The organism is Paenibacillus sp. J22P90 (assembly GCF_059692195.1).
The window spans coordinates 203371-215508 of the sequence record NZ_JCAUAY010000010.1; the positions used below are offsets into that span (position 1 = coordinate 203371).

Genomic DNA, 12138 nt, shown 5'->3' on the forward strand with positions numbered 1-12138 from the left:
ATCGCTTTACATTCAAGATTTTTGCAGTTTTGTATCTCATATGAATAAGTCCACCGGACAACTGGAGGCTTCCAATTCGATTCTTACGTAGAATCGGGTCGGGAGTCTTTGTGTTTTTAAGATTCCTGAAGGAGTGATGTGTTATGTCAAGTATTCATTCGCAGAAGCAAGTAAGGAGGGGGCAGCAATGAGTGTCATTACACTAGATATCGATCTGCCTCACAAATGGTTTCACACGCCTCAAGGCACTCGGATTGAAGCTCTGAACAACATTCATTTAAGCATTAAACAAGGTGAATTTATTACGATTATCGGACCCAGCGGATGCGGTAAAAGCACGCTTCTAAAGATCATTGCAGGACTAGATACGGAGCATGAGGGAAAAGTGTTGCTGGATGGCCAGCAGGTTGTTAAGCCTGGTATTGATAAAGGGTTTATTTTTCAAGAGCATCGCTTATTTCCTTGGTTAACTGTTGAGAAAAATATAGCCGCCGATCTTTCCTTAAAGGATCCTGAGGTGCGCAAAAGAGTCGATGAATTGATTGAATTGGTCAAGCTGAAAGGCTTCGAGAAAGCTTACCCGCGAGAATTATCCGGGGGAATGTCGCAACGCGTGGCGATTGCAAGAGCTCTGCTGCGTGATCCTAAAGTGCTGCTGCTGGATGAACCGTTCGGAGCGCTGGATGCTTTTACACGATCACATCTACAGGAGGTTGCTCTGAACATTTGGGAAGCGAAACGCACGACGATGGTGCTGGTTACCCATGATATTGATGAGGCTGTCTTCCTTGCGAACCGTGTCGTTGTGATGAATGCAAGGCCAGGTACAATTCGTAACATTATTTCGGTCGATCTGCCGCATCCGAGAAAGAAAGCGTCGGTTTCCTTTTTGGAATTGCGCAAAGTCGTGATGAGTGAATTCGAGCGGGTCGAAGAATTGGAGCTTATCGATAGCTCAGGTATTTAAAAGAAAATAAGAGAAGAGGTGAATCCGTATGAGTCAAGCAGAAGTAGTAACAGGGGTTGGAAAGGGACTTGTACAAGCAAAGGCTCCCAAAGAAGCACAGTCTCCCCAGCAAAGCCAAAGCGCATTGAAAGCAGCGAAAAAAGATTCGAAGTGGCTGCTCGTCGTAAGAGGATCGATTTTGCCGTTAACCGTCCTTATCATTTGGCAAATTGTCGGTTCGTTAGGCATTATTTCGAAGACGCTGCTCCCGACGCCAGCTGAAATTGGGGTTGCCTTTTATGACCTGCTCATTACCGGGGAGTTATTTAAACATTTGAAAATCAGTATTTGGCGCGCAGCGGTTGGATTTTTGGTAGGAGGAAGTTTGGGGCTGCTATTCGGTTTATTAGTGGGCCTATTCCGCAAGTTTGAGCAGTCGGTAGACCCTTCGGTACAAATGCTGCGGACGATTCCCCACTTGGCGATTACGCCGCTATTCATTTTATGGTTCGGTTTTGGGGAGTTTTCAAAAATCTTATTAATTGCAAAAGGCGCCTTTTTTCCGCTTTATGTACAGACGTTTCTAGGCATCCGCAATGTGGATTCCAAATTGTTCGATGTAGCGCGCGTGCTGGAATTTAATCGAATTCAACAAATAACGAAGCTGGTGCTTCCGGCAGCGCTGCCTAACATTTTATTAGGATTGCGATTATCTATTGGGGTCGCTTGGCTCGGCTTAGTCGTGGCTGAAATCATGGGCTCCAGCGAAGGCGTGGGGTATCTGATTATGGATGCCAGACAGTTTTCACAGACGGCGATTGTGTTCGTCGGCATCTTAATTTTTGCTTTTGTCGGAAAAGGTTCAGATTCGCTGGTGCGGGTATTAGAGAAAAAGCTGCTCAAATGGCGAGACAGCTTTAATGGTTAAAAGGCCAATTTAACTAATCGTGAGGAGATGTTGGAGATGAGTATCGGACAAAGAAGATTGGGCAGATCAGGGTTAAAAGTATCCGAAGTGAGTCTCGGAACGATGGCTTTCGGTCGCTGGATTGATGAGAAAGCATCGGCAGAGGTGCTCGATACGGCGTTAGCATCAGGAATTACTTTGATCGATACAGCCGATGTGTATGGCTCAGGGATGGATAAAGGGAATCCGCTCGAAACGGGCGAATCCGAAACGATTCTAGGCAATCTGCTGGGCGCGCGCAGACATCAAATTGTTCTCGCCACCAAGGTTCACGGCAGAGTGGGACTAGGACCGAATGATGCGGGCCAGAGCCGATATCATATTGAACGTGCGATCGACAATAGCTTGAAAAGGCTAAAAACGGACTACATCGATCTCTATCAAGTGCATCGCTTCGATGAAGAAACACCGCTGGAAGAAACGTTGCGTGCGTTGGATGATCTGGTGCGAAAAGGAAAAGTTCGCTATATCGGCGCTTCCAATTATGCCGCTTGGCAAATTGCCAAGGCGCACGGCATCTCCGCTCGGCTTGGACTGGAAAGATACGAAAGCATCCAGCCGGAATACAGTCTCATCGCTCGGGGCATTGAGCAGGAACTGTTGCCTCTAGCCGCATCCGAAGGCGTCGGCGTCATTGTGTACAGTCCTCTTGGACGCGGCCTGCTGACAGGCAAGTACAGCTACGGCGGGCAGCCGCCGATTGGGTCGCGCGGAGCCGCAGGCGAGCAGCGTCTGAAGGTGCTGCTGGAGCAGAAGCGCAATTTCCACATCGTGGAGCAGCTGAAGCCGATTGCGGATCGGAGAGGCTGGACGTTGGCTCAGCTAGCGCTGAACTGGGTGTTGAGCCAACCGGCGATAACGTCTGCGATACTCGGTGTTTCCAAGCCGCAGCATATTACTGAAGTGCTGCCGGTTCTAGGCGAGAAGCTAAGCAGCGAGGAGCTTAATGAGATTGACGCGATTACAAGCGGCAAGCAATTGGAGTTGATCACCCGATGAGCGAGACGAAGCGGAAGGTGCATTTGAACGTGTTTTTGCGAGCGGCCGGTCATCATGAAGCGGCATGGCGTCATCCGGAGGTGTATCCGGAAGGGGATCTCGACATTCATTATTTGAGCAAAATGGCGCTGATCGCCGAACGGGGTCTGATGGACTCGGTTTTTTTAGCGGACGGCTATGCCGGACGTACGGCTAAGCTTGAGCCGTTTACGCAATTGGCTGCGTTGGCAGCCGTTACTCGTCATATCGGACTCATTGCAACAGTTGGGACAGTTTACAATGAGCCGTTCCACGTAGCCAGACAATTTGCTTCGCTTGACCACATTAGCGGAGGGCGGGCAGGATGGAATATCGTGACGGGTGCTGGCGATGCTTCGCACAACTTCGGCCGATCCGAACATCCTGAACTTACCGAGCGCTACATCAGCGCAGAGGAATTCGTTGAAGTGGTCAAGCAGCTGTGGGATAGCTGGGAGGATGATGCGCTTGTGTACGATAAACAGGCTGGCATCCTCATTGCGGAGGACAAAGTTCGTGAGATCAACTTTAAAGGCAATGTGTATGCCGTTAAGGGGCCACTGAATATTCCGCGTCCGCCGCAAGGCTATCCCGTGCTTGTTCAGGCGGGTTCATCCGAGCAAGGCAGGGAGCTTGCTGCGCGTACGGCCGAGGTTATCTTTACCGCACAACAGACGTTTGGTGCTGGTCAGGCGTTTTATTCGGATGTCAAAGGGAGACTGAAAAAGTACGGCCGCTCGGCTGATGAGCTGCATATTTTGCCCGGACTCAGCCCAATCGTTGCGGATACGGGGGCTGAAGCTCGTGACATTGAAGCTGAGCTGAATGGGTTAATGGATTTGCCTAAAGCGTTGCGTGCGATGTCCGAGCGCTTCGATGTCGATCTGGCAGCGTATCCGCTGGACGGTCCCGTTCCGCTGGACAAAGCCAAGACGGCTGAAGCGTTCAACGGCATTCGCAGCCGTCAGGAAGTCATTCTCGATGCGGCCCGCCGTGAAGGCATGACGATTCGGCAGCTGATCTACCGCCATGCGGGCGGCCATGGACATATTACATTTACCGGCTCGACGCTGCAGGTTGCCGATTTTATTGAGCAATGGTTCCGCGGGGGCGCGTCCGATGGGTTCAATATTTTGCCGCAGACGTTCCCCGGCGGGTTGGAAGCCTTCGTGCAGAAGGTTATCCCCGAGCTTCAGAATCGGGGCTTGTTCCGTACAGCTTACGAAGGGAAGACCCTTCGGGAGAACCTAGGGCTGGCGCGGCCAGGCAATGTGCGAAGCTTGGGTGACGCGCGAGCGGCGGGAGCTGTAAGACCCTGAAGGGTCTTACAGTACATATCGCAGACACGGGAGAGGACTTCATCGCCCAAGCTTCTGGTCACTATCCCCTCGGCTCAGGCTTCGACGCAAGCCAACCTGAGCGAAGGGAATAGTGGCTATAGATGCGTAGCCAAGCACAGTTCGGCAACATTTCTGAAGTCATAAAGCTTGTTTTTGCTTCCCATACAGATTGTGCTAAAATATGGATAGGCAGATTCATACTCTGCGTATGCTAGCGCACATCGATTTCCAAAATATTAATTTGGGAGGTTATAGTATGGATGATTATTTTTTGGTAAAAGACGGTAAAATTGTACGCTGGGACGGGCTTACTCTTGGAGGAACTAAAATTCGAGCCGACGAGTTAATAGAGTCTTTTGGACGTAAGGCTCTTGAAGAAATCGAGCGCTTTGGTTCTTATACGATTAAAAAAGCTTAAAACCGAGTATCCCGACTTCGGGTAAATGATAGCACAATAATTCGTCAGGCTGCCGATATCCATCATCGGCAGCCTGTTTCTATAATGGCAGGCTAGAACACGGTTGACATTTCTTCATTTTGATGCAAAAATAAATTAACTGAATGTTCGAATAAATTCATTGACGAGAAAGAGTACACTAAGCCCTTGTTCCACAGAGAGTTGGCACACGCTGAAAGCCAACGTTCAAGCTTTAGTCGAAAATCCTCTCCGAGAAGGAAAGCTGAAGAAGTGATGTAAGCTGACCCGGGGTCCTGCCGTTACAAAGGACGCGTATGATGGTACGTAGTGAGGTGTCGTAGGATTATGTTTTTCATAATCTGTGCGGAACTAGGGTGGTATCGCGAGATGAAATCTCGTCCCTTATGGGGCGGGATTTTTTTGCGTTTTTCCAATGTATCCGTCAATGAATGAACTTCAAGTTATAGCCAGCGGGAGGATGAGAAGTATGAGAAAAGTTGATGTGAAAGAGATGGCAAGGAATCGCGAGCTTCGAGTTCTCGAGCAGTGGAAACAAAACAATACATTTCGCAAATCCATTGAAAACCGCGAGGGGAAGCCGAATTTTGTTTTCTACGAAGGACCTCCGACTGCAAATGGGGAGCCGCATATCGGGCATGTACTTGGGCGTGTTATCAAGGATTTCATTGGCCGTTACAAAACGATGTCCGGTTACCGCGTCGTCCGCAAAGCAGGTTGGGATACGCATGGTCTTCCCGTCGAACTAGGTGTGGAGAAAAAATTAGGCATTTCCGGCAAACAGGAAATCGAGACATACGGCATCGCCGAGTTCGTGGAGAAGTGCAAAAGCAGTGTTTTCGAATATGAGAAACAGTGGCGTGAAATGACCGAAGCGATCGCCTACTGGACGGACATGGAGAACCCGTATGTGACGCTGACGAACGAGTATATCGAGAGTGTATGGCACATTTTAGCTACCATTCATCGAAAAGGGCTGCTGTATAAAGGTCATCGCGTAAGCCCGTATTGCCCGGACTGTCAGACAACGCTGAGCTCTCACGAAGTTGCGCAAGGGTATGAAGATGTCAAGGATTTGAGTGCCACCGTGAAGTTCACTAGCACGAATAGTGGAGAGCATTTTCTGGCATGGACGACAACGCCATGGACGCTGCCTGCCAATGTTGCTCTGGCTGTGAACAAAGATTTGGATTATGCCAAAGTTAAGCAAAATGGTGAAGTGTATATCGTCGCTAGCCAGCTCGTTGAAAAAGTAATGAAAGAGAACTATGAGATCCTATCCACGCATAAAGGTTCTGAGTTTGTAGGCACTTCCTATGTGGCGCCATTTGGCTATCTGCGTGTGAACAAAGGACATATCGTTGTCGATGCGGATTATGTCAGTGACGCCAGCGGTACTGGCATCGTCCATATCGCTCCAGCTCACGGAGAAGATGATTATCGTACCGTTCGTCAGCACGAATTGGATTTTGTAAATGTCGTGAACGCGGCAGGTCGGTATACCGATCAAATCACTGATTTTGCAGGACGGTTCGTGAAAGATTGCGACGTGGATATTGTCAAAAACTTGTCCGAGCGTCATCTGTTGTTTTCCAAAGAACGATATGAGCATAGCTATCCTTTCTGTTGGCGCTGCAAATCGCCGCTGCTCTATTACGCGACAGAGAGTTGGTTCATCAAAACGACGGCCATCAAAGATCAGTTAATTGAGAACAATAGCCAGATCACTTGGTATCCCTCGCATCTTCGTGAAGGACGTTTCGGTAAATTTCTGGAAGATCTCGTTGATTGGAATATCAGCCGGAACCGCTATTGGGGAACGCCGCTAAATGTGTGGGTTTGCCAAGATTGTTCAGTGGAATATGCACCGGACAGCCACCAGGATCTTCGTGATCGGTCCATCCATCCCATCGATGAAAGTCTTGAACTGCATAAACCCTACGTGGATGATGTGAAGCTACGGTGCTCTTGCGGAGGTATCATGGATCGAACCTCAGAAGTGATCGACGTCTGGTTCGACAGCGGGTCCATGCCATTTGCCCAGTATCATCAGCCTTTTGAGCATACGGATCAATTTCGTGAACAGTATCCTGCCGACATGATCTGCGAGGGGATTGATCAGACGAGGGGTTGGTTTTTCAGCTTGCTGGCCGTCTCCACGCTTTATAATGGGAAAGCTCCTTATAAGGCTGTTCTATCAACAGGTCATGTACTGGATGAGCATGGTCAAAAAATGTCCAAAAGCAAAGGCAACGGCATTGATCCTTGGGAAATCATCAACGAATATGGGGCGGATGCGTTTCGGTGGGCGTTGTTATCCGATAGTGCACCTTGGAATAGCAAACGTTTTTCCAGGCAAATCGTAGCTGAAGCGAAGTCTAAAGTCATCGATACGATCACGAATACGCATGCTTTTTATGCGCTGTATGCGACGATAGATGGGTATCAACCTGAAGAACATCCGCGGCAGGTCGCTGTGCATGTATTGGACCGCTGGATCTTGTCGAGATTGCATAGCACCTTGCAGCATGTTATAAAAGGGCTCGAGATCTACGATTTCTTGAATCCAGCGAAGCAAATCGAAGCTTTTGTAGATGAGATGAGCAATTGGTATATCCGGCGTTCTCGGGATCGTTTTTGGGGCAATGGATTAAACGCTGATAAATGTTCAGCCTATCAAACATTACGGGACGTTTTGCTGACGCTTGCCAAAATGATAGCCCCGTATGCGCCGCTAATGGCAGATGATTTGTACGATAATTTAGGAGGCGTGGAAAGTGTTCATCTGACTGACTATCCGGTCGTGAACGAGGCTTTACGTGATCCAGCACTTGAAAATGATATGGAAGCTGTGCGGCAAATCGTAGAATTAGCTCGCAATATTCGGAATGAAACAGGCATCAAGACCCGCATGCCGCTGTCTGAGCTGCTCATTTCACTTGACCGTGACTGTAATCTGAGTCAATTCGAAGACATCATCAAAGATGAGATCAACGTCAAAGAAATCCGAGTCGTGCAGAGTGATGCCGGTTTCGTGCACTACAATTTTAAATTAAACTTGAAAACAGCGGGTAAAAAGTATGGTAGATTCGTGGGTCCTGTGCAAAATCATTTGAAAGGCCTGTCCGCCCAGGAAGCGAAAGCTGCCTTCGACAACGGCTATCTGGATGTTACAGTCGATGGAGAAGCTCTGCACATCCTACTGGATGATTTACTTGTGGAAAAACAAGCAAATGAAGGCTTCGCCTCAGCAACTGGTTACCAAATGACAGTCGCCTTAAATACGACTATCACTGAAGAGTTAGAGCAGGAAGGTATGGTTAGAGAGGTCATCCGTTCCGTTCAGGACTATCGTAAAAAGCTAGGACTCCCTATTGATCAACGTGTACATCTCGTACTCGATGTGGATGACAAGTTGAAAGCGGCGTTAACGCGGTTTGAGCATGTTTTGCAGGAAAGCGTGTTGCTGACACGTGTTAGCTATGCCAAAGAACCCCAGATGGAGTCGGTGTTGATCGGGGAAAATCATGTAGGTTTGTTGATTGAGTAGTGTGAAATCAAAGTGAGTAACAGGCTGCCTGTATGTTGGGCAGCTTTTTTTATGACGGCGCAGCCATTCATTTTAGCAGAAAATGTAGAAAAAACTCCCCTTTTTCCGAATGGAATAAAGGACTATTGGCATGGAAATAAGCTGGACCGTGGAACCAGAGAAGTAGAAAAGATAGAAAATCTGACTCATACAAGCCTCATGTCATAGCTGATTCCTGCCTACGTTGCAGTAGGACCCAAATGATGACGAATGAACAACAATGATCGATTCCTCATACAAAAAGTAGAAAAATATGGGTCTTATATCACGCTTTAGATGTTGTTTTTGCTAATAGATACCGAAGACACGAGGTACATATGCCCTTGGGTCTTTTGAATCTAGCTAAGCATTTGGCAAATGTCTAAGATTGGAAATGAGATTATTTTACAAAATGCGAGGAGAATCGATATGACAGCAACGCAACATTCGGAATGGGGGAGCCTGACGTCAGGTACCCGCCTATTTAAGTTAGCGATTTTGCTTGGATTTATGGTAGTAGGACTAGCTTGCCTATTTACCTTCTCTAGTAAAGCTTCAGCTCATGGGTACATAGAATCGCCAAGTAGTCGCTCACTGTTATGTAACCAAGGGGCTAACACGAATTGTGGAGCTATTCAATATGAACCGCAAAGTGTAGAAGGTAAAGGTGGATTCCCAGCATCGGGGCCGGCAGACGGTCAGATTGCGGGAGCAGCCAAGTATTTTGAACTGGATGCTCAAACGTCGAATCGTTGGAAAAAGGTTGAGATGAAAGGTGGAGAAAATGCATTCACCTGGAAGTTTACGGCCAATCACGTGACGAAGGAATGGAAATATTACATTACTAAAAAAGGCTGGGACCCGAATAAGCCGCTTACTCGCGATCAACTGGAGTCGAAGCCTTTCTGCACAGTGGATGGCGGCAATGTGAAACCGGAAATGACAGTCACTCATAAATGTCAGGTGCCGACGGATCGGACTGGTTATTATATCATCCTAGGCGTGTGGGAGATTGGTGACACGGGGAATGCCTTTTATCAGGCGATCGATGTCAATCTGACACAAGGCGACGGCACGGTTACACCTGATCCGGAGCCAGTCGTGTTGCCAAACGCGCCAATCGGTATCTGGTGCTCTACGCATACAGAGAGCAGCATTACGATTTCATGGACGGCATCAACGGCATCAACGGCATCCGCAGGTATTAAGAATTATGAAGTTAGTCGCGATGGTAAACTGGTCGGTACAACAACACAAACGGCGTATACCGACAACGGTTTGCCAGCTAACACCACATATGCGTATACGTTAGTAGCGGTAGATAATGCTGGAAACCGTTCGGCAGCTAGTACACCAGTATCGGCAAGCACCCTGCCAGTGGTAACACCAGCGCCAGATACGGAGGCGCCAAAGCAACCGACGGGATTAGCCGCCAGTAACGTAACTGAATCGGCACTTACACTCAGTTGGGCGGCTGCCGTGGACAATGTCGGTGTGACGAAATATGAAGTGTATCGCGACGGTAAGCTGGTTAGCACAACGACTTCACGAACTTTTTCGGATAGCGGTTTGAATGCTGCGACAGCATACGCATATACCGTTACTGCGCTAGATGCAGCCGGTAACCGCTCCACGGCTAGTGCTGCGCTGACAGTTACAACGAAATCGGCGACGATTACGCCTACACCTGGAACGGCTCCAGCATGGGATAGCTCCAAGATCTATCTAGCTGGTGACAAAGTTACTTATAGCGGTATCGAGTATGTTGCCGGCTGGTGGACAAAGGGCGAACAGCCTGCAGTCTCTGATGTTTGGAAAGCTGTATCCACAAATGTCCTTCCGACATGGAACGAATTGAAGGCATACAATGGCGGAGATAAAGTCATTTATGCCGGGCACACTTATAAGGCGAAATGGTGGACCAAAGGCGAGATCCCAGGCAAAGCTGGGGTATGGACATTGGTCGAGTAAAAGCATGATGCCAAGAGGCTGTCTTGAAAGTAGAGTGTTCTACTTTTGGGACGGCCTTTTCTTTTTTTTTAGTTGATGCTGCGTATGCTCGAACCACAAACACCATTTTATGGTAATATGAAAGGGGATGGGGGGATTCAAATTGGCAAAGCATTACGTTAAAAGTCCTGCGGGGATCGGAACGATTCTAAGCATGATTGCTCATGTTTTGATTATTTCATCTCTTCTGCTTAGATCCATTGCTGATAGGGAAAGCGTAGGCGTAGTATATGCCATATATGCTTGGCTCTTTTTGAGTTTAGTCGCGTTTTTAGTTATTTTGTACAGGACGTTAAAGAACCAAGGGGAGTTACACCTGCTCGATGATAAAATCATAGTAAATGGACGTACAATTCAAGCCAGCGAAATAAAGGTGATTCTGACCAAAGGCTATTTCAGACCCGTTATTGGAATAAAACCGTATGGAAAAAACATCGTTCCGATGAAGATGACTTTTAGGTTTTCAGAGGATGAAGACAGTGGTACTTCGGATTTAAATCATTGGGCGAAAAACAACAATGTAACGATAGTAAGTAAATCTTTTATAACGTGGATATAGCGTGTTTATTGAATATTAGATGGAATTAATGACATAATTAATAACGCGCAGTGAAGTTGGAAATACATTTTAAGAAAATGGAGTGAATCGCAGTGTCAGAAGCCATCTCTAACAATTCAGGAAAAATGCACTTCATGTTGTGGTCCACCCCACCGAGAACAACTTTTCATCAGGACATGACCGAAGAAGAACGTAACATTATGATGCAACACATCGCCTATTGGACGGAAAAGCAGAATCAGGGGATTGCGCTAGTGTTCGGCCCCGTTCTCAATCCGGCATCTCCACATGGACTTGCGATCATTGAAGTTGAAAGTGCAGCTCAAGTCCCAGCACTGATTGCAGAAGACCCTGCAACGATGGCGGGAATTATGACAACGGAATTTTACCCAATGAAGGCAGTACTACCTAGATAACGCTATTTGAGGTTTATAGTTGAATAATCCACTTTAAGAGGCTGCCGCGGGGCAGCCTTTTGTATTGACAGGAGTACGACGATAAAAAAAGGAGATATTTGGTGAAATATGGAATATTAAATTAACTAGCTAATCAGATTCGTAATATAAAAGCTTTTAAATCTGAAATGGAAGGAGGCCGCTCTTATTCCACTCCTCATAATCACTTTGGTTGGTATTTCACTTGCATTCATCTATTTAATGTATCGACTAATTAAGAAAATAGTAACTGAAAATGGGAAACGAAGATTTAAGTTTTACAAATATACTTGTATATTTTTGATCTGGGCAGCATTATTAGCTGGTTCTTTACTGCCTTTGTACGCTGGAAACTCAGATGAGTATACTTTCTTTTTTGTCATTTTTTTAGTGCCAATCTCATTTGCGGGTTTTGCTTTATATATCATTGGAAATACGACAACTGGGGTTTTATATGTAATCGATTTTATTGTTAGTTCCTTGGTGTTTAACTATTTCGCATATAGTTTAAATCCAGAAACAGAAGTTGTTGGCGGCTACCTTGTCGTTCCCGCTTATGGTCTTATATTGCTTGTTACATTTATTATTACTTGTATTGGGCTGTTAATAGATTTAAAAAACCGTGAGGTGGCAGAAAACAAGTAACTGATTTAGTTTGGATTTTTGGGAAATACTCCCATCCCCGGATCAATTAAAGAAACAAGTTTTTTCAAAGAACCTCATATTAAATAAAAAGCGGCAGCCCAGAAATGATATGCTCCCCTTACGGTAGACAGGTGAAATAATAAAACCTGTTGCTGTAAGGGGAGCTTTTTCATGTTTAAAAAATATGGAGCTGCGGAAAAACTCATTATCCTTAAT

10 protein-coding genes and 1 other annotated feature are annotated in these 12138 nt (G+C 46.8%); all 10 genes read left to right on the top strand.

From position 1 onward, the window contains the following. Positions 1-187 precede the first annotated feature (187 nt). The 10 genes from AC58UX_RS27355 (at position 188) to AC58UX_RS27400 (ending at position 11922) form a co-directional block, all read left to right on the top strand. Positions 188-967 carry an ABC transporter ATP-binding protein gene (locus AC58UX_RS27355; protein WP_497258640.1) on the top strand — a complete coding sequence of 260 codons (780 nt, stop codon included), beginning with the start codon at positions 188-190 and terminating at the stop codon, positions 965-967. 28 nt (positions 968-995) lie between these two features. Then, positions 996-1874, top strand: coding sequence for an ABC transporter permease (locus tag AC58UX_RS27360; protein ID WP_497258642.1), 879 nt, complete (start codon positions 996-998; stop codon positions 1872-1874). Positions 1875-1910: 36 nt separating this feature from the next. Then, positions 1911-2912, top strand: a complete 1002-nt coding sequence (locus tag AC58UX_RS27365) for an aldo/keto reductase (protein WP_497258644.1) — start codon at positions 1911-1913, stop codon at positions 2910-2912. Then, complete coding sequence (locus AC58UX_RS27370) at positions 2909-4249, top strand: LLM class flavin-dependent oxidoreductase (RefSeq protein ID WP_497258646.1); 1341 nt, start codon at positions 2909-2911, stop codon at positions 4247-4249. The genes AC58UX_RS27365 and AC58UX_RS27370 overlap by 4 nt, the downstream gene beginning before the upstream one ends. Positions 4250-4526: 277 nt before the next feature. After that, complete coding sequence (locus AC58UX_RS27375; protein ID WP_497258648.1) at positions 4527-4688, top strand: hypothetical protein; 162 nt, start codon at positions 4527-4529, stop codon at positions 4686-4688. A gap of 151 nt (positions 4689-4839) precedes the next feature. Further along, positions 4840-5094 (top strand) — a binding site (T-box leader). 81 nt (positions 5095-5175) lie between these two features. Further along, positions 5176-8256 carry an isoleucine--tRNA ligase gene (gene ileS, locus AC58UX_RS27380; RefSeq protein ID WP_497258650.1) on the top strand — a complete coding sequence of 1027 codons (3081 nt, stop codon included), beginning with the start codon at positions 5176-5178 and terminating at the stop codon, positions 8254-8256. Between the two features lie 447 nt (positions 8257-8703). Beyond that, positions 8704-10245 carry a lytic polysaccharide monooxygenase gene (locus tag AC58UX_RS27385; RefSeq protein ID WP_497258652.1) on the top strand — a complete coding sequence of 514 codons (1542 nt, stop codon included), beginning with the start codon at positions 8704-8706 and terminating at the stop codon, positions 10243-10245. Positions 10246-10387: 142 nt separating this feature from the next. Next, entirely contained in the window at positions 10388-10843 is a 456-nt protein-coding gene (locus tag AC58UX_RS27390) for a hypothetical protein (RefSeq protein WP_497258654.1), read from the top strand. A gap of 134 nt (positions 10844-10977) precedes the next feature. After that, positions 10978-11259 (top strand): YciI family protein, encoded by a 282-nt coding sequence (locus AC58UX_RS27395; RefSeq protein WP_497258656.1) that lies wholly within the window; start codon positions 10978-10980, stop codon positions 11257-11259. Between the two features lie 207 nt (positions 11260-11466). Further along, complete coding sequence (locus AC58UX_RS27400; RefSeq protein WP_497258658.1) at positions 11467-11922, top strand: hypothetical protein; 456 nt, start codon at positions 11467-11469, stop codon at positions 11920-11922. The last annotated feature ends 216 nt before the right edge of the window (positions 11923-12138 follow it).

What these genes read in the sequence shown, in the direction of transcription:
- AC58UX_RS27360 (WP_497258642.1), top strand. Translation starts at nt 996, where the DNA reads ATGAGTCAAGCAGAAGTAGTAACAGGGGTTGGAAAGGGACTTGTACAA.
- AC58UX_RS27375 (WP_497258648.1), top strand. Translation starts at nt 4,527, where the DNA reads ATGGATGATTATTTTTTGGTAAAAGACGGTAAAATTGTACGCTGGGAC.
- ileS (WP_497258650.1), top strand. Translation starts at nt 5,176, where the DNA reads ATGAGAAAAGTTGATGTGAAAGAGATGGCAAGGAATCGCGAGCTTCGA.
- AC58UX_RS27385 (WP_497258652.1), top strand. Translation starts at nt 8,704, where the DNA reads ATGACAGCAACGCAACATTCGGAATGGGGGAGCCTGACGTCAGGTACC.
- AC58UX_RS27365 (WP_497258644.1), top strand. Translation starts at nt 1,911, where the DNA reads ATGAGTATCGGACAAAGAAGATTGGGCAGATCAGGGTTAAAAGTATCC.
- AC58UX_RS27370 (WP_497258646.1), top strand. Translation starts at nt 2,909, where the DNA reads ATGAGCGAGACGAAGCGGAAGGTGCATTTGAACGTGTTTTTGCGAGCG.
- AC58UX_RS27395 (WP_497258656.1), top strand. Translation starts at nt 10,978, where the DNA reads ATGTTGTGGTCCACCCCACCGAGAACAACTTTTCATCAGGACATGACC.
- AC58UX_RS27355 (WP_497258640.1), top strand. Translation starts at nt 188, where the DNA reads ATGAGTGTCATTACACTAGATATCGATCTGCCTCACAAATGGTTTCAC.